This window comes from Pseudomonas sp. UBA3153 (assembly GCF_002364635.1).
In the GTDB taxonomy this organism is placed as follows: domain Bacteria; phylum Pseudomonadota; class Gammaproteobacteria; order Pseudomonadales; family Pseudomonadaceae; genus Pseudomonas_O; species Pseudomonas_O kuykendallii.
Map to the genome: position 1 here is coordinate 1 of NZ_DEYR01000018.1, position 13,965 is coordinate 13,965.

At 57.6% G+C, this 13,965-nt stretch carries 28 protein-coding genes; all 28 read left to right on the forward strand.

The window, feature by feature from the left end; all coding sequences use genetic code 11:
• The first annotated feature begins 162 nt into the window (after window positions 1-162).
• Window positions 163-474, forward strand: coding sequence for a 30S ribosomal protein S10 (gene rpsJ, locus B2X67_RS04340; protein WP_003463313.1), 312 nt, complete (start codon window positions 163-165; stop codon window positions 472-474).
• Window positions 475-556: 82 nt separating this feature from the next.
• Window positions 557-1,192, forward strand: coding sequence for a 50S ribosomal protein L3 (gene rplC, locus B2X67_RS04345; RefSeq protein WP_090225233.1), 636 nt, complete (start codon window positions 557-559; stop codon window positions 1,190-1,192).
• Window positions 1,193-1,206: 14 nt separating this feature from the next.
• Window positions 1,207-1,809, forward strand: coding sequence for a 50S ribosomal protein L4 (gene rplD / locus B2X67_RS04350; RefSeq protein WP_286784729.1), 603 nt, complete (start codon window positions 1,207-1,209; stop codon window positions 1,807-1,809).
• Window positions 1,806-2,105 (forward strand): 50S ribosomal protein L23, encoded by a 300-nt coding sequence (gene rplW / locus B2X67_RS04355; protein ID WP_090225235.1) that lies wholly within the window; start codon window positions 1,806-1,808, stop codon window positions 2,103-2,105. Before rplD ends, rplW begins: the two co-directional genes overlap by 4 nt.
• An 11-nt stretch (window positions 2,106-2,116) precedes the next feature.
• Window positions 2,117-2,938, forward strand: coding sequence for a 50S ribosomal protein L2 (gene rplB, locus B2X67_RS04360; RefSeq protein WP_090225237.1), 822 nt, complete (start codon window positions 2,117-2,119; stop codon window positions 2,936-2,938).
• A gap of 16 nt (window positions 2,939-2,954) precedes the next feature.
• Window positions 2,955-3,230: a 30S ribosomal protein S19 gene (gene rpsS / locus B2X67_RS04365; RefSeq protein ID WP_090225239.1), complete on the forward strand. Its 276-nt coding sequence runs from the start codon at window positions 2,955-2,957 to the stop codon at window positions 3,228-3,230.
• A 13-nt stretch (window positions 3,231-3,243) separates the two neighbouring features.
• Entirely contained in the window at window positions 3,244-3,576 is a 333-nt protein-coding gene (gene rplV / locus B2X67_RS04370; protein WP_003103908.1) for a 50S ribosomal protein L22, read from the forward strand.
• Window positions 3,577-3,589: 13 nt separating this feature from the next.
• Window positions 3,590-4,276, forward strand: coding sequence for a 30S ribosomal protein S3 (gene rpsC / locus B2X67_RS04375; RefSeq protein ID WP_090225240.1), 687 nt, complete (start codon window positions 3,590-3,592; stop codon window positions 4,274-4,276).
• A gap of 12 nt (window positions 4,277-4,288) precedes the next feature.
• A complete protein-coding gene (gene rplP, locus B2X67_RS04380) occupies window positions 4,289-4,702 on the forward strand; it encodes a 50S ribosomal protein L16 (protein WP_021209374.1) in 414 nt (137 codons plus the stop codon).
• Window positions 4,702-4,893 (forward strand): 50S ribosomal protein L29, encoded by a 192-nt coding sequence (rpmC, locus tag B2X67_RS04385; protein ID WP_090225242.1) that lies wholly within the window; start codon window positions 4,702-4,704, stop codon window positions 4,891-4,893. The genes rplP and rpmC overlap by 1 nt, the downstream gene beginning before the upstream one ends.
• A gap of 2 nt (window positions 4,894-4,895) precedes the next feature.
• A complete protein-coding gene (gene rpsQ / locus B2X67_RS04390) occupies window positions 4,896-5,162 on the forward strand; it encodes a 30S ribosomal protein S17 (protein ID WP_084339554.1) in 267 nt (88 codons plus the stop codon).
• A 23-nt stretch (window positions 5,163-5,185) separates the two neighbouring features.
• The gene (gene rplN, locus B2X67_RS04395; protein WP_003289207.1) at window positions 5,186-5,554 is read left to right on the forward strand and encodes a 50S ribosomal protein L14; all 369 of its coding nucleotides are present in this window, start codon (window positions 5,186-5,188) and stop codon (window positions 5,552-5,554) included.
• 12 nt (window positions 5,555-5,566) lie between these two features.
• A complete protein-coding gene (gene rplX, locus B2X67_RS04400) occupies window positions 5,567-5,881 on the forward strand; it encodes a 50S ribosomal protein L24 (RefSeq protein ID WP_090225244.1) in 315 nt (104 codons plus the stop codon).
• A 20-nt stretch (window positions 5,882-5,901) separates the two neighbouring features.
• Entirely contained in the window at window positions 5,902-6,441 is a 540-nt protein-coding gene (gene rplE, locus B2X67_RS04405) for a 50S ribosomal protein L5 (protein WP_090225246.1), read from the forward strand.
• Window positions 6,442-6,453: 12 nt separating this feature from the next.
• Window positions 6,454-6,759: a 30S ribosomal protein S14 gene (gene rpsN, locus B2X67_RS04410; protein ID WP_090225251.1), complete on the forward strand. Its 306-nt coding sequence runs from the start codon at window positions 6,454-6,456 to the stop codon at window positions 6,757-6,759.
• Window positions 6,760-6,964: 205 nt separating this feature from the next.
• Window positions 6,965-7,357, forward strand: coding sequence for a 30S ribosomal protein S8 (rpsH, locus tag B2X67_RS04415; RefSeq protein ID WP_090225255.1), 393 nt, complete (start codon window positions 6,965-6,967; stop codon window positions 7,355-7,357).
• Window positions 7,358-7,370: 13 nt separating this feature from the next.
• Entirely contained in the window at window positions 7,371-7,904 is a 534-nt protein-coding gene (gene rplF, locus B2X67_RS04420) for a 50S ribosomal protein L6 (protein ID WP_090225257.1), read from the forward strand.
• A 10-nt stretch (window positions 7,905-7,914) separates the two neighbouring features.
• On the forward strand, window positions 7,915-8,265 hold the full coding sequence (gene rplR, locus B2X67_RS04425) for a 50S ribosomal protein L18 (RefSeq protein WP_090225259.1): 351 nt from the start codon (window positions 7,915-7,917) through the stop codon (window positions 8,263-8,265).
• Between the two features lie 3 nt (window positions 8,266-8,268).
• Window positions 8,269-8,796: a 30S ribosomal protein S5 gene (gene rpsE, locus B2X67_RS04430; RefSeq protein ID WP_090225260.1), complete on the forward strand. Its 528-nt coding sequence runs from the start codon at window positions 8,269-8,271 to the stop codon at window positions 8,794-8,796.
• Window positions 8,797-8,798: 2 nt separating this feature from the next.
• Window positions 8,799-8,975 carry a 50S ribosomal protein L30 gene (rpmD, locus tag B2X67_RS04435; protein ID WP_003186033.1) on the forward strand — a complete coding sequence of 59 codons (177 nt, stop codon included), beginning with the start codon at window positions 8,799-8,801 and terminating at the stop codon, window positions 8,973-8,975.
• 3 nt (window positions 8,976-8,978) lie between these two features.
• Window positions 8,979-9,413 carry a 50S ribosomal protein L15 gene (gene rplO, locus B2X67_RS04440; RefSeq protein ID WP_273230250.1) on the forward strand — a complete coding sequence of 145 codons (435 nt, stop codon included), beginning with the start codon at window positions 8,979-8,981 and terminating at the stop codon, window positions 9,411-9,413.
• The gene (gene secY / locus B2X67_RS04445; RefSeq protein ID WP_090225263.1) at window positions 9,414-10,742 is read left to right on the forward strand and encodes a preprotein translocase subunit SecY; all 1,329 of its coding nucleotides are present in this window, start codon (window positions 9,414-9,416) and stop codon (window positions 10,740-10,742) included. It abuts the gene before it with no gap.
• A 28-nt stretch (window positions 10,743-10,770) separates the two neighbouring features.
• A complete protein-coding gene (rpmJ, locus tag B2X67_RS04450) occupies window positions 10,771-10,887 on the forward strand; it encodes a 50S ribosomal protein L36 (protein ID WP_003281814.1) in 117 nt (38 codons plus the stop codon).
• Between the two features lie 130 nt (window positions 10,888-11,017).
• Window positions 11,018-11,374, forward strand: coding sequence for a 30S ribosomal protein S13 (gene rpsM / locus B2X67_RS04455; protein ID WP_090225265.1), 357 nt, complete (start codon window positions 11,018-11,020; stop codon window positions 11,372-11,374).
• A gap of 30 nt (window positions 11,375-11,404) precedes the next feature.
• On the forward strand, window positions 11,405-11,794 hold the full coding sequence (rpsK, locus tag B2X67_RS04460) for a 30S ribosomal protein S11 (RefSeq protein WP_002555466.1): 390 nt from the start codon (window positions 11,405-11,407) through the stop codon (window positions 11,792-11,794).
• A gap of 16 nt (window positions 11,795-11,810) precedes the next feature.
• On the forward strand, window positions 11,811-12,431 hold the full coding sequence (rpsD, locus tag B2X67_RS04465; RefSeq protein WP_090225267.1) for a 30S ribosomal protein S4: 621 nt from the start codon (window positions 11,811-11,813) through the stop codon (window positions 12,429-12,431).
• A gap of 22 nt (window positions 12,432-12,453) precedes the next feature.
• The gene (locus tag B2X67_RS04470; RefSeq protein ID WP_282342639.1) at window positions 12,454-13,455 is read left to right on the forward strand and encodes a DNA-directed RNA polymerase subunit alpha; all 1,002 of its coding nucleotides are present in this window, start codon (window positions 12,454-12,456) and stop codon (window positions 13,453-13,455) included.
• 45 nt (window positions 13,456-13,500) lie between these two features.
• Window positions 13,501-13,887, forward strand: a complete 387-nt coding sequence (rplQ, locus tag B2X67_RS04475) for a 50S ribosomal protein L17 (RefSeq protein WP_090225270.1) — start codon at window positions 13,501-13,503, stop codon at window positions 13,885-13,887.
• Window positions 13,888-13,965 lie beyond the last annotated feature (78 nt).

Below are 13,965 nucleotides of genomic sequence, written 5' to 3' on the forward strand. Positions count from 1 at the left end.
GCCAAGATCATCGAGTAATCGACGATCACTGAAAAGGCCCCTCCGGGGGCCTTTTCTATTTGTTGATCATTTATTGACACCCCAAGAGTGCATCCGTACAATCACGCCTCCTTTTATCGGGCGTATTGCGCTCGGTGGGGAAGGCAACTTGGAGTCTGTCAAATGCAAAACCAACAAATCCGTATTCGGTTGAAGGCTTTTGACCATCGCCTGATTGATCAATCTACCCAGGAAATCGTGGAAACCGCGAAACGTACTGGTGCTCAGGTGCGTGGTCCGATTCCTCTGCCTACCCGTAAGGAGCGGTACACCGTTCTGGTTTCTCCGCACGTCAACAAAGACGCGCGCGACCAGTATGAAATTCGTACCCATAAGCGTGTGCTGGATATCGTTCAGCCGACGGACAAAACCGTCGATGCGCTGATGAAGCTCGATCTTGCGGCTGGCGTTGAAGTGCAGATCAGCCTCGGCTAACTCCCCTCGGAGCTAGTCGTGTAACGCTCTGAAATGGGCGGCCATAGCGGGTGAAAGCCCCGTACACTCATGAGGTTACAACATGACTATTGGTGTAATCGGTCGTAAGTGCGGCATGACCCGCATTTTCACCGAAGATGGTGTCTCCATTCCGGTCACGGTCATTGAGATCGAGCCGAATCGCGTCACCCAGTTCAAGAATGAAGAGAGCGATGGCTATCGCGCCGTACAGGTAACTGTCGGTGAGCGTCGTGCCTCTCGCGTGACCAAGGCGCAAGCCGGTCACTTTGCCAAGGCGAACGTCGCTGCTGGTCGTGGCGTCTGGGAATTCCGTCTTGAAGAAGGCGACTACCAGGCTGGCGATCAGATCAACGCTGAAATTTTCCAAGCGGGTCAACTGGTGGATGTCACCGGTCAGTCCAAGGGTAAAGGCTTTGCCGGTACCATTAAGCGCTGGAATTTCCGTGGTCAGGACAACACTCACGGTAACTCCGTATCCCACCGCGTCCCGGGCTCCATTGGCCAGTGCCAGACTCCTGGTCGTGTATTCAAGGGCAAGAAAATGTCCGGTCACATGGGCGCTGAGCGCGTGACCGTACAGTCCCTGGAAGTTGTGCGTGTCGATGCTGAACGTAATCTGCTGCTGGTCAAGGGTGCCGTTCCTGGCGCTACCGGCGGTGATGTCGTCGTGCGTCCGGCTGCCAAGGCTCGCGGTTAAGGGGGAATGCTGAGATGCAATTGAATGTAAATGGCGCTCAGGCGATCGAAGTTTCCGAAAGCACTTTCGGTGGCGAGTTCAATGAGACTCTGGTTCACCAGGCTGTCGTTGCCTATATGGCTGGTGGCCGTCAAGGCACTCGCGCACAGAAGACCCGCTCCGAGGTTCGCGGCGGTGGCAAGAAGCCGTGGCGTCAGAAGGGCACCGGTCGTGCTCGTGCTGGCACCATCCGCAGCCCCATCTGGCGCTCCGGTGGTACCACCTTCGCTGCCAAGCCGCAGGATCACTCGCAGAAGCTCAACAAGAAGATGTATCGCGCAGCTCTGCGCTCCATCCTCTCCGAGTTGGTGCGCTCCGAGCGTCTGGTCGTGGTTGAAGACTTCGTCGTCGATGCTCCGAAAACCAAAGGCCTGCTGAGCAAGCTGGATGGCCTGGGTCTGAACGACGTGCTGATCGTTACCGATGCGCTCGACCAGAACCTGTACCTGGCTGCCCGCAACCTGCAGCACGTTGATGTGCGTGATGTCCAGGGTTCCGATCCGGTCAGCCTCATCGCCTACGACAAGGTGCTGATCACCGTGTCGGCCGTGAAGAAATTCGAGGAGCTGCTGGGATGAACCAGGAACGCGTATTCAAAGTGCTGCTTGGTCCGCACGTCTCCGAGAAAGCCACAGGGCTGGCGGACAGCAAGAGCCAATTCGTTTTCAAGGTTGCCACTGATGCAACCAAGCTGGAAATCAAGAAGGCCGTCGAAAGCCTGTTCAGCGTGAAAGTCGCCAAGGTCAGTACCCTGAATGTTCAGGGCAAGACCAAGCGTACTGCTCGCGGCCTGGGCAAGCGTAACGACTGGAAGAAGGCGTACATCGCTCTTCAACCAGGCCAGGATCTCGATTTCGCCAACAGCGCTGAGTAAAGGGGTGCATCATGGCAATCGTTAAATGCAAACCGACTTCCGCTGGCCGCCGTTTCGTGGTCAAGGTTGTCAACCAGGACCTGCACAAAGGCGCGCCTTACGCTCCCCTGCTGGAGAAGAAGTCGAAGTCTGGCGGCCGTAACAATAACGGTCGTATCACTACTCGTCATATCGGTGGTGGTCACAAGCAGCATTATCGTCTGGTCGATTTTCGCCGCAACAAGGATGGCATTCCTGCCACCGTCGAGCGCATCGAATATGACCCGAACCGTACCGCGCACATCGCTCTGCTGCTTTACGCAGACGGCGAGCGTCGTTACATCATCGCGCCGAAGGGCGTGAGTGCCGGCGACCAACTGATCTCCGGTGCCCACGCGCCGATTAAGGCTGGCAACACCCTGCAGCTGCGCAACATTCCGGTCGGTTCCACCGTTCACGGTATCGAGCTGAAACCAGGTAAGGGTGCACAGATCGCGCGTTCCGCTGGTGCTTCGGCTCAGCTGGTCGCTCGTGAGGGTGTCTACGTAACCCTTCGTCTTCGCTCCGGCGAGATGCGCAAAGTGTTGTCCGAATGCCGTGCGACCCTGGGCGAAGTCTCGAACTCCGAGCACAGCCTGCGTTCGCTGGGTAAAGCCGGTGCCAAGCGCTGGCGTGGTGTTCGCCCGACCGTTCGCGGTGTGGCAATGAACCCGGTAGACCACCCGCACGGTGGTGGTGAAGGTCGTACCTCTGGTGGCCGTCATCCGGTGTCTCCATGGGGCTTCCCGACCAAGGGCGCGAAGACTCGTGCGAACAAGCGCACCGACAAAATGATCGTCCGCCGCCGCAAGTAAATAGAGGTATACGACTGTGCCACGTTCTCTGAAAAAAGGTCCTTTCATCGACCTTCACCTGTTGAAGAAAGTCGAAGTGGCGGCGGAAAAGAACGATCGCAAGCCGGTTAAAACCTGGTCGCGTCGCTCTATCATCCTGCCGCAAATGGTCGGTCTGACCATTGCTGTGCATAACGGTCGTCAGCATGTCCCCGTTCTCGTGAACGAAGACATGGTCGGCCACAAACTGGGCGAGTTCGCCGGTACCCGCACTTATCGTGGGCACGCGGCTGACAAGAAAGCCAAGCGTTAAGGGGTAAGGAACGATGGAAGTAGCCGCTAAGCTGTCGGGCGCTCGAATCTCCGCCCAGAAAGCCCGCTTGGTCGCCGACCAGATCCGCGGGAAGAAGGTGGGCGAAGCGCTCAACCTCCTGGCTTTCAGTAGTAAGAAAGCTGCCGAGATCATGAAGAAAGTGCTGGAGTCGGCCGTAGCCAACGCCGAGCACAACGAAGGCGCTGACGTGGACGACCTCAAGGTTTCCACGGTCTTCGTCAACGAGGGGCGTTCGCTGAAGCGCATCATGCCGCGTGCCAAAGGCCGCGCTGATCGCATCGTCAAGCGGTCTTGCCATATCACTGTCAAGGTTGCGGACAAGTAACGGAGTCGTTCAGATGGGTCAGAAAGTACATCCCACTGGCATTCGCCTGGGAATCGTCAAGGAGCACACCTCCGTTTGGTATGCCGATAAGCGCACTTATGCCGATTATCTGCTCGCCGACCTGAAGGTTCGTGAGTATCTCCAAGACAAACTAAAAAGCGCGTCCGTAAGCCGTATCGACATTCATCGTCCGGCACAAACCGCACGCATCACCATCCACACCGCTCGTCCCGGCATTGTGATCGGCAAGAAAGGTGAAGATGTTGAGAAGCTGCGTCAGGACCTGACCAAGCAAATGGGTGTGCCCGTGCACATCAACATCGAAGAGATCCGCAAGCCGGAGCTCGACGGTATGCTGGTTGCACAGAGCGTTGCTCAGCAGCTGGAGCGTCGTGTGATGTTCCGTCGCGCCATGAAGCGCGCTGTACAGAACGCCATGCGTATTGGTGCCAAGGGCATCAAAATCCAAGTGAGCGGTCGTTTGGGCGGTGCAGAGATTGCCCGTACCGAGTGGTATCGCGAAGGTCGTGTGCCCCTGCACACCCTGCGTGCCGACATCGACTATGCCACGTACGAAGCGCACACCACTTACGGTGTGATCGGTGTGAAGGTTTGGATCTTCAAAGGCGAAGTGATTGGTGGTCGCCAGGAAGAACTGAAACCTCAAGCGCCCGCGCCTCGTAAAAAAGCCGCTAAGTAAGGAGTACGCCAAATGTTGCAACCAAAGCGTACGAAGTTCCGCAAGCAGATGACCGGCCACAACCGTGGTCTGGCTCAGCGCGGTAGCAAAGTCAGCTTCGGCGAGTTTGCTCTGAAGTCCGTAGCCCGTGGTCGTCTCACCGCTCGTCAGATCGAATCCGCGCGCCGGGCCCTGACCCGTCACGTGAAACGTGGCGGCAAGATCTGGATCCGCGTTTTCCCCGATAAGCCTGTCACCAAGAAGCCCCTCGAAGTTCGTATGGGTAAAGGGAAGGGCAACGTCGAGTACTGGGTAGCCCAGATTCAGCCGGGCAAGGTGCTTTACGAGATCGAGGGTGTTTCCGAAGAGCTGGCGCGCGAAGCATTCGCCCTGGCTGCTGCAAAGCTGCCGCTCGCCACCTCCTTTGTTAAGCGGACGGTGATGTGATGAAAGCGAATGAACTTCGTGAACAATCGGTTCAGCAGCTGAACGAGCAACTGCTCGGCCTGCTGCGCGACCAGTTCAATCTGCGCATGCAGAAGGCAACTGGCCAGTTGGGGCAGTCTCACCTGCTCTCGCAAGTGAAGCGCGACATCGCTCGCGTGAAAACTGTGCTCAACCAGCAAGCAGGTAAGTGATCATGGCTGAAGCTCAGAAAACCGTCCGTACGCTGACCGGCCGTGTCGTCAGCGACAAGATGGACAAAACCATCACCGTCCTGATCGAGCGCCGCGTAAAGCACCCGATCTACGGTAAGTACGTCAAGCGTTCGACCAAGTTGCACGCTCACGATGAAACCAACCAGTGCCGTATCGGCGACAAGGTCACCATTCGCGAGACCCGTCCGCTGGCCAAGACTAAGTCTTGGATGCTGGTGGAAGTCGTCGAGCGCGCGGTGGAAGTCTAAGAGACTAAGGGTCGGAGAAAGGTATGATTCAGACTCAATCCATGCTCGATGTCGCCGATAACAGCGGCGCACGTCGCGTAATGTGCATCAAGGTGCTCGGCGGCTCGCATCGTCGCTATGCCGGCATCGGTGACATCATCAAAGTAACCGTGAAGGAAGCAATTCCTCGCGGCAAGGTGAAGAAAGGCCAAGTGATGACCGCTGTCGTGGTCCGCACTCGTCACGGCGTTCGTCGTCCGGATGGTTCCATCATCCGCTTCGACGGCAACGCGGCTGTTCTGCTGAACAACAAGCAGGAGCCGATCGGCACCCGTATCTTCGGGCCGGTGACTCGTGAACTTCGCTCTGAGAAGTTCATGAAGATCGTCTCGCTCGCCCCCGAAGTGCTGTAAGGAGAAGCCGTCATGCAAAAGATTCGTCGTGACGACGAGATCATCGTCATCGCCGGCAAAGACAAGGGCAAGCGTGGCAAGGTGCTCAAGGTTCTCGCTGACGACCGTCTGGTCGTTGGTGGGATCAACCTAGTGAAGCGCCATACCAAGCCGAACCCGATGTCGGGCGTACAAGGCGGTATCGTCGAGAAGGAGGCGCCTCTGCACGTCTCCAACGTCGCCATCTTCAATGCCGAAACCAACAAGGCTGACCGCGTTGGTTTCAAGGTAGAAGAAGGCAAGAAAATTCGTGTCTTCAAGTCGACCCAAAAAGCGGTCGATGCTTGAGCATCGCTAGGTAAATCACCATGGCACGACTGAAAGAGATTTATCGGAAGGAAATCGCGCCCAAGCTGAAAGAACAGCTTCAGCTGGCGAACGTGATGGAAGTTCCGCGCGTTACTAAAATCACCCTGAACATGGGTCTTGGCGAAGCGATCGGCGACAAGAAAGTCATCGAGCACGCTGTTGCCGACCTGGAGAAGATCACTGGCCAGAAAGCCATTGTTACCTACGCTCGCAAGTCGATCGCCGGTTTCAAGGTGCGCGAAGGCTGGCCGATCGGTATCAAGGTTACCCTGCGTCGCGATCGGATGTACGAATTCCTCGATCGTCTGCTCGCCATCTCCCTGCCGCGCGTGCGTGACTTCCGCGGCCTGAATGCCAAGTCCTTCGATGGTCGTGGCAACTACAGCATGGGCGTGAAAGAGCAGATCATCTTCCCGGAAATCGATTACGACAAAATCGATGCACTGCGCGGTCTGGACATCACCCTGACTACCACTGCCCGTACCGATGATGAAGGTCGTGCGCTGCTGCGCGCCTTCAACTTCCCGTTCCGCAACTGATTGGAGTAGGAAATGGCCAAACAGAGCATGAAAAACCGTGAGCTGAAGCGTCAGCAAACGGTAGCCAAGTACGCCAAGAAGCGTGCCGAGCTGAAAGCTACCATCGCCAATCCGAACACCAGTCCGGAAGCGCGCTGGGAAGCTCAGGTCGCCTTGCAGAAGCAGCCCCGTGACGCCAGCGCCTCGCGCCTGCGTAACCGCTGCCGCCTGACCGGTCGTCCGCATGGCGTGTATCGCAAGTTCGGCCTCGGTCGTAACATGCTGCGCCAGGCCGCCATGCGCGGTGACGTACCAGGTCTGGTCAAGGCCAGCTGGTAATCGAGCGCCGGATGAGCAGGCGGAGTTAACCAGATCCGCGCTTATTTGATCGCTTATTGAATCAAGCCCCTTTGGGGCTTGATTCGTTTATGAACAGTCTCTAGAATTGCCGGCTCGCCAGAGCCAGGGCTTTTGAATTGCCCCTCGGTTCTTGGTGACTAGTGAGCCGTAAGGCCGTTTTTCTTGTATTAGGAGCAACTAGCCCATGAGTATGCAGGACCCGTTAGCGGACATGCTAACTCGTATCCGTAATGCCCAGATGGCTGAGAAGACCGTCGTAAGCATGCCGTCTTCCACGCTGAAGGTGGCGGTAGCCAACGTTCTGAAGAGCGAGGGTTACATCACGGGTTTCCAGATCAGCAGCGATATCAAGCCGCAGCTGTCTATCGAGCTGAAGTACTTCGAAGGCCGTCCGGTCATCGAGGAGCTGAAGCGCGTCAGCCGTCCTGGCCTGCGCCAGTACAAATCCGTCGACCAGCTGCCGAAAGTTCGTGGCGGCCTGGGCGTTTCGATCGTCTCCACCAACAAAGGTGTGATGACTGATCGCGCTGCTCGCGCCGCTGGCGTTGGCGGCGAAGTGCTTTGCACTGTGTTTTAAGGGGGGGATAAGCATGTCTCGCGTTGCTAAGAACCCCGTCAAGCTGCCCGCTGGAGTTGAGATCAATCTCGCCGGTCAGCAGCTTTCGGTGAAGGGTGCCAAGGGCGCTCTCGAACTGAATGTGCATCCGTCAGTGGAAGTGCTGCAGGAATCCGGTGAGCTGCGCTTCGCTGCTCGCAATGGCGACCTGCAGAACAAAGCCATGGCCGGTACCACCCGTGCGTTGGTCAACAACATGGTAATTGGCGTTAGCCAAGGCTTCGAGCGCAAGCTCCAGCTGGTTGGTGTTGGTTACAAGGCGCAAGCCAAAGGTCAAGTGCTGTCCCTGGCTCTCGGCTTCTCGCACCCGGTGGATTATGAACTGCCGCAAGGCATCACCGCTGAAACCCCCAGCCAGACCGATATCCTGATCAAGGGTATCGACAAGCAACTGGTCGGTCAGGTGGCTGCAGAGATCCGCGACTTCCGTCCGCCAGAGCCTTACAAAGGCAAGGGCGTGCGTTACTCGGACGAAGTCGTCCGTCGTAAAGAAGCTAAGAAGAAGTAGGGCATAGCAAATGAGCGTAAAGAAAGAAACTCGTCTGCGTCGCGCTCGCAAGGCACGCCTGAAGATGCGCGAGCTGGAAACCGTACGCCTTTGTGTGTACCGCTCTTCCCAGCACATCTACGCCCAGGTCCTTTCGGCCGACGGCGGCAAGGTCCTGGCCAGCGCTTCGACCTTGGACAAAGAACTGCGTGACGCTGCCACCGGCAATGTCGACGCGGCCAAGAAGGTCGGTCTGTTGGTTGCCGAGCGTGCGAAAGCAGCTGGCGTCACCCAGGTAGCGTTCGATCGTTCTGGCTTCAAGTACCACGGCCGCGTCAAGGCGCTGGCTGATGCTGCTCGTGAAGGCGGGCTGGAGTTCTAAGTTATGGCAAATAACGAGCAAAGACGCGATCGCGATAATCGCGACGACAGTCGCGACGAAGGCTACGTCGAAAAACTGGTGCAGGTTAACCGCGTCGCCAAGACCGTGAAGGGTGGTCGTATCTTCACCTTCACCGCTCTGACCGTCGTTGGTGATGGCAAGGGTCGTGTCGGCTTCGGTCGTGGCAAGTCCCGTGAAGTACCTGCTGCTATCCAGAAAGCGATGGAAGCTGCGCGTCGTAACATGATCCAAGTCGATCTGAACGGCACCACCCTGCAGTACGCGATCAAGTCCGCACATGGCGCCTCCAAGGTGTTCATGCAGCCTGCTTCTGAAGGTACCGGGATCATCGCCGGCGGCGCCATGCGTGCCGTGCTGGAAGTGGCCGGTGTGCAGAACGTTCTGGCCAAGTGCTATGGCTCGACAAACCCGGTGAACGTGGTTCATGCCACCTTCAAGGGTCTGAAGACCATGCAGTCCCCTTCGTCCATTGCTGCCAAGCGCGGCAAGAGCGTTGAGGAGATCTTCTGATCATGGCTACCGTAAAAGTTACGCTGATCAAAAGCATGACCGGCCGTATCCCCAACCACAAACTGTGCGTTAAGGGTCTGGGTCTGCGTCGCATCGGTCACACTGTAGAAGTCCTGGATACTCCCGAAAATCGCGGGATGATCAACAAGGCTTACTACATGCTGCGCGTCGAGGGTTAATCGATGAAACTCAATGATCTGAGTCCGGCGCCGGGTTCCCGTCGCGAAAAGCATCGTCCGGGCCGTGGTATAGGTAGTGGCTTGGGCAAGACCGGTGGCCGTGGCCACAAAGGTCAGACCTCCCGCTCCGGTGGCACCATCGCTCCTGGCTTTGAAGGCGGTCAACAGCCGCTGCATCGCCGTCTGCCGAAGTTCGGTTTCGTTTCGCTGAAAGCCATGGATCGCGCAGAAGTGCGTACCTCCGAGCTGGCCAAAGTAGAAGGCGATATCGTGACTCTGCAGTCGCTCAAGGATGCCAACGTGATCAACCAAAGCGTTCAGCGTGTGAAAATCATGCTGTCCGGTGACGTTACTCGCGCTGTCACCCTGAAAGGCATCGCCGCCACCAAAGGTGCGCGTGCGGCCATCGAAGCAGCTGGCGGCAAATTCGAGGACTAAATGGCTAAGCAAGGTGCTCTCTCTGCGCTCAGCAATGGCGGGTTGTCCGAACTCTGGGCTCGGCTGCGCTTCCTGTTCCTGGCGATCATCGTCTATCGGATAGGGGCGCACATCCCAGTGCCGGGTATCAATCCGGACCGGCTGGCGGATCTGTTTCGGCAGAATGAGGGGACCATTCTTAGCTTGTTCAACATGTTTTCCGGCGGCGCGCTGGAGCGGATGAGCATCTTTGCGTTGGGGATCATGCCGTACATCTCGGCATCGATCATCATGCAGCTGATGACCGCCGTCAGCCCGCAGCTGGAGCAGTTGAAGAAGGAAGGTGAGGCTGGTCGACGCAAGATCAGCCAATACACCCGCTACGGCGCTCTGGTGCTGGCGATTGTTCAGGCCATCGGCATGTCCGTTGGTCTTGCCAGTCAGGGCGTGGCGTTCTCGATCGATTTCGGCTTCTACTTCGTGGCTGTCTCCACCTTTGTGGCGGGGGCGATGTTCATGATGTGGCTGGGTGAGCAGATCACCGAGCGCGGCGTGGGTAACGGTATCTCGATGCTGATTTTCTCTGGCATCGTCGCCGGCCTGCCGCGTGCGATCGGGCAGTCCTTCGAGTCGGCCAGGCAGGGCGATATCAATATCATCGCGTTGCTGGCTGTCGGTTTGCTAGCGGTGGCGATCATCGGTTTCGTGGTGTTCATTGAACGTGGTCAGCGTCGTATTGCGGTGCACTACGCGAAGCGTCAGCAGGGCCGCAAGGTCTTCGCTGCGCAGACCAGCCACCTGCCGTTGAAAGTGAACATGGCGGGCGTTATTCCGGCCATTTTCGCCAGCAGTATCCTGCTGTTCCCGGCCTCGCTGGGGCAGTGGTTCGGCCAGTCCAGCAACATGAGCTGGCTGCAGGATATCTCGCAGGCGATCGCTCCTGGTCAGCCGTTGAACATTCTGCTGTTTAGTGCAGGGATCATCTTCTTCTGCTTCTTCTACACGGCACTGATGTTCAACCCGAAAGACGTAGCGGAAAACCTGAAGAAGTCCGGTGCCTTTATTCCGGGTATCCGTCCGGGCGAGCAGTCGGCGCGCTATATCGATGGCGTTCTGACCCGCTTGACCATGTTCGGTGCTCTGTACATGACGGCCGTGTGCCTGCTGCCCCAGTTCTTGGTGGTGGCTGCCAACGTACCGTTCTACCTTGGCGGGACTTCGTTGCTGATCGTTGTTGTGGTTGTCATGGACTTTATGGCCCAAGTGCAATCCCACCTCGTTTCGCACCAGTACGAATCCCTGATGAAGAAAGCCAACCTGAAGGGCTATGGCGGCGGAATGCTCCGCTGATACGTCCGTAAGGTTCGAGGAGTTGGTGATGAAAGTTCGTGCATCGGTGAAAAAGCTGTGCCGCAACTGCAAAATCATTCGTCGCGACGGTGTCGTGCGCGTGATCTGCAGCGCGGAGCCGCGTCACAAGCAGCGCCAAGGCTGAGTGACCTGAGCGTCGATAACCCGGCAGCTAGTGCGCTGCCGGGTTGCTTATTTGTTATTACAGCGCTAATATCTCGCGCCCTTTTCTTGGCTTCCGGGGCGTAGGTAGCTGTCAATTGGAGTTCCACTGAATGGCCCGTATTGCAGGCGTCAACATTCCAGATAACAAGCATACTGTTATCTCGCTGACCTACATCTACGGTGTTGGTCGCACCACGGCGCAAACCATTTGCGCCACCACCGGGGTCAACCCGGCGGCAAAGATCAAGGATCTGTCCGACGAGCAGATCGAACAGCTGCGTGGCGAAGTTGCAAAGCTCACCACTGAAGGTGACCTGCGCCGCGAAATCAACATGAACATCAAGCGTCTGATGGACCTGGGTTGCTATCGCGGCCTGCGTCACCGTCGCGGCTTGCCGGTTCGTGGTCAGCGTACCAAGACCAACGCCCGTACCCGCAAGGGTCCGCGTAAGCCGATCCGCAAGTAATTGCGCCCGCGAATCGACAGGAATTAAGTCATGGCTAAGCCAGCTGCTCGTCCTCGTAAAAAAGTCAAAAAGACAGTGGTTGATGGGATTGCCCACATCCACGCGTCTTTCAATAACACCATCGTTACCATCACTGACCGTCAGGGCAACGCGTTGTCCTGGGCTACTTCCGGGGGTTCGGGTTTTCGTGGCTCGCGTAAGAGCACTCCGTTCGCCGCCCAGGTGGCAGCAGAGCGCGCAGGTCAAGCTGCTCTGGAATACGGTCTGAAAAACCTTGACGTCAACGTCAAAGGCCCTGGCCCTGGTCGTGAGTCCGCTGTGCGCGCACTCAATGGCTGCGGTTACAAAATCGCCAGCATCACCGACGTGACGCCCATCCCGCATAACGGATGCCGTCCGCCGAAGAAGCGTCGCGTGTAATAGGAGACAGTGAGAAATGGCTCGTTACATTGGTCCCAAATGCAAACTGTCCCGTCGTGAAGGCACTGATCTCTTCCTGAAGAGTGGTGCGCGCGCGCTTGAATCGAAATGCAATATCGAGCAGCCGCCGGGCGTTCACGGCCAGCGCCGTGGTCGTCTGTCCGACTACGGTACCCAGTTGCGCGAGAAGCAGAAAGTTCGTCGTATCTACGGTGTACTTGAGCGTCAGTTCAGCGGTTACTACAAGGAAGCTGCCGGTCGTAAAGGCGCTACCGGTGAAAACCTCCTGCAACTGCTCGAGTGCCGTCTGGACAACGTCGTCTATCGCATGGGCTTCGGTTCCACCCGTTCCGAGTCCCGCCAGCTGGTTTCGCACAAAGCGATCAGCATCAACGGTAAAACGGTAAACATCCCGTCCTTCCAGGTTCGCCCGGGTGACGTGGTAGCCGTTCGCGAGAAGTCGAAGAATCAGCTGCGCATCGTTCAAGCGCTCGATCTGTGCGCTCAGCGCGGTCGCGTCGAGTGGGTCGAAGTGGACACCGAGAAAAAGACTGGCGTATTCAAGAATGTGCCGGCTCGTAGTGATCTGTCCGCCGACATCAACGAAAACCTGATTGTCGAGCTCTACTCCAAGTAAGGGCTAGAAAATAGGTGTATCCATGCAGAGTTCGGTAAATGAGTTCCTGACCCCCCGCCATATCGATGTGCAGGTGGTCAGTTCGACCCGCGCCAAGATCACGCTCGAGCCTCTCGAGCGCGGTTTCGGCCATACCCTGGGCAACGCGCTGCGTCGCATCCTGTTGTCCTCCATGCCCGGCTGTGCAGTCGTCGAGGCCGAGATCGATGGCGTACTCCATGAGTACAGTGCCATCGAAGGTGTGCAGGAAGACGTAATTGAGATCCTGCTCAACCTGAAAGGCCTCGCGATCAAGCTGCACGGCCGTGACGAAGTCACGCTGAACCTGAGCAAGAAGGGTTCGGGCGCGGTCACTGCTTCCGATATTCAGCTGGATCACGATGTCGAGATCGTCAATGGCGACCATGTGATCGCCAACCTGGCGTCCAATGGCGCACTGAACATGAAGCTGAAAATCGCTCGTGGTCGCGGCTATGAGCCCGCCGACTCGCGCCAGAGCGATGAAGATGAAAGCCGCAGCATTGGTCGCTTGCAGCTCGACTCTTCGTTCAGCCCGGTTCGCCGTGTTGCCTACGTTGTCGAAAACGCTCGCGTCGAGCAGCGTACCAACCTGGACAAGCTCGTCATCGATCTGGAAACCAACGGTACCCTGGACCCTGAAGAGGCCATCCGTCGTGCCGCGACCATCCTGCAGCAGCAGCTGGCCGCGTTCGTGGACCTCAAGGGTGACAGCGAGCCTGTTGTTGTGGAGCAGGAAGACGAGATCGATCCGATCCTGCTGCGCCCGGTCGACGACCTGGAGCTGACCGTGCGTTCGGCCAACTGCCTCAAGGCGGAGAACATCTACTACATCGGTGATCTGATCCAGCGCACCGAAGTCGAGCTGTTGAAAACTCCGAACCTTGGCAAGAAGTCCCTGACCGAGATCAAGGACGTTCTGGCTTCCCGCGGTCTGTCCCTCGGTATGCGCCTCGATAACTGGCCGCCGGCAAGTCTGAAGAAGGACGACAAGGCTACTGCCTGATCGTCCGTAATCACCGAACCGAAAGTTTGGTAAGGAATTTCAATCATGCGTCATCGTAAAAGTGGCCGTCACCTGAGCCGCACCAGCGCCCACCGCAAGGCCATGTTCCAGAACATGGCGGTGTCGCTGTTCGAGCACGAACTGATCAAAACCACCCTGCCGAAAGCCAAGGAGCTGCGTCGCGTTGCCGAGCCGCTGATCACCCTGGCCAAGGAAGACAGCGTGGCAAACCGCCGCCTGGCCTTCGACCGTACTCGTTCGAAAGCCATCGTCGGTAAACTGTTCAACGATCTGGGCAAGCGCTACGCCAACCGTCAAGGTGGCTACCTGCGCATCCTCAAGTGCGGCTTCCGCGCCGGGGACAACGCTCCGATGGCCTATGTCGAGCTGGTGGATCGTCAGTCCGCCGGTGAAGCCGTAGCTGCCGAGTAAGCAGTAGCAGGATCGACTCGGCGAGCCGCAGTAGCGGTTCGCGGAGTTCAGGAAAACGCCCCGACTTGTCGGGGCGTT

Coding starts and splice junctions, on each gene's coding strand:
- rpsJ (WP_003463313.1), top strand. CDS start 163: ATGCAAAACCAACAAATCCGTATTCGGTTGAAGGCTTTTGACCATCGC.
- rplC (WP_090225233.1), top strand. CDS start 557: ATGACTATTGGTGTAATCGGTCGTAAGTGCGGCATGACCCGCATTTTC.
- rplD (WP_286784729.1), top strand. CDS start 1,207: ATGCAATTGAATGTAAATGGCGCTCAGGCGATCGAAGTTTCCGAAAGC.
- rplW (WP_090225235.1), top strand. CDS start 1,806: ATGAACCAGGAACGCGTATTCAAAGTGCTGCTTGGTCCGCACGTCTCC.
- rplB (WP_090225237.1), top strand. CDS start 2,117: ATGGCAATCGTTAAATGCAAACCGACTTCCGCTGGCCGCCGTTTCGTG.
- rplV (WP_003103908.1), top strand. CDS start 3,244: ATGGAAGTAGCCGCTAAGCTGTCGGGCGCTCGAATCTCCGCCCAGAAA.
- rpsC (WP_090225240.1), top strand. CDS start 3,590: ATGGGTCAGAAAGTACATCCCACTGGCATTCGCCTGGGAATCGTCAAG.
- rplP (WP_021209374.1), top strand. CDS start 4,289: ATGTTGCAACCAAAGCGTACGAAGTTCCGCAAGCAGATGACCGGCCAC.
- rpmC (WP_090225242.1), top strand. CDS start 4,702: ATGAAAGCGAATGAACTTCGTGAACAATCGGTTCAGCAGCTGAACGAG.
- rpsQ (WP_084339554.1), top strand. CDS start 4,896: ATGGCTGAAGCTCAGAAAACCGTCCGTACGCTGACCGGCCGTGTCGTC.
- rplN (WP_003289207.1), top strand. CDS start 5,186: ATGATTCAGACTCAATCCATGCTCGATGTCGCCGATAACAGCGGCGCA.
- rplX (WP_090225244.1), top strand. CDS start 5,567: ATGCAAAAGATTCGTCGTGACGACGAGATCATCGTCATCGCCGGCAAA.
- rplE (WP_090225246.1), top strand. CDS start 5,902: ATGGCACGACTGAAAGAGATTTATCGGAAGGAAATCGCGCCCAAGCTG.
- rpsN (WP_090225251.1), top strand. CDS start 6,454: ATGGCCAAACAGAGCATGAAAAACCGTGAGCTGAAGCGTCAGCAAACG.
- rpsH (WP_090225255.1), top strand. CDS start 6,965: ATGAGTATGCAGGACCCGTTAGCGGACATGCTAACTCGTATCCGTAAT.
- rplF (WP_090225257.1), top strand. CDS start 7,371: ATGTCTCGCGTTGCTAAGAACCCCGTCAAGCTGCCCGCTGGAGTTGAG.
- rplR (WP_090225259.1), top strand. CDS start 7,915: ATGAGCGTAAAGAAAGAAACTCGTCTGCGTCGCGCTCGCAAGGCACGC.
- rpsE (WP_090225260.1), top strand. CDS start 8,269: ATGGCAAATAACGAGCAAAGACGCGATCGCGATAATCGCGACGACAGT.
- rpmD (WP_003186033.1), top strand. CDS start 8,799: ATGGCTACCGTAAAAGTTACGCTGATCAAAAGCATGACCGGCCGTATC.
- rplO (WP_273230250.1), top strand. CDS start 8,979: ATGAAACTCAATGATCTGAGTCCGGCGCCGGGTTCCCGTCGCGAAAAG.
- secY (WP_090225263.1), top strand. CDS start 9,414: ATGGCTAAGCAAGGTGCTCTCTCTGCGCTCAGCAATGGCGGGTTGTCC.
- rpmJ (WP_003281814.1), top strand. CDS start 10,771: ATGAAAGTTCGTGCATCGGTGAAAAAGCTGTGCCGCAACTGCAAAATC.
- rpsM (WP_090225265.1), top strand. CDS start 11,018: ATGGCCCGTATTGCAGGCGTCAACATTCCAGATAACAAGCATACTGTT.
- rpsK (WP_002555466.1), top strand. CDS start 11,405: ATGGCTAAGCCAGCTGCTCGTCCTCGTAAAAAAGTCAAAAAGACAGTG.
- rpsD (WP_090225267.1), top strand. CDS start 11,811: ATGGCTCGTTACATTGGTCCCAAATGCAAACTGTCCCGTCGTGAAGGC.
- B2X67_RS04470 (WP_282342639.1), top strand. CDS start 12,454: ATGCAGAGTTCGGTAAATGAGTTCCTGACCCCCCGCCATATCGATGTG.
- rplQ (WP_090225270.1), top strand. CDS start 13,501: ATGCGTCATCGTAAAAGTGGCCGTCACCTGAGCCGCACCAGCGCCCAC.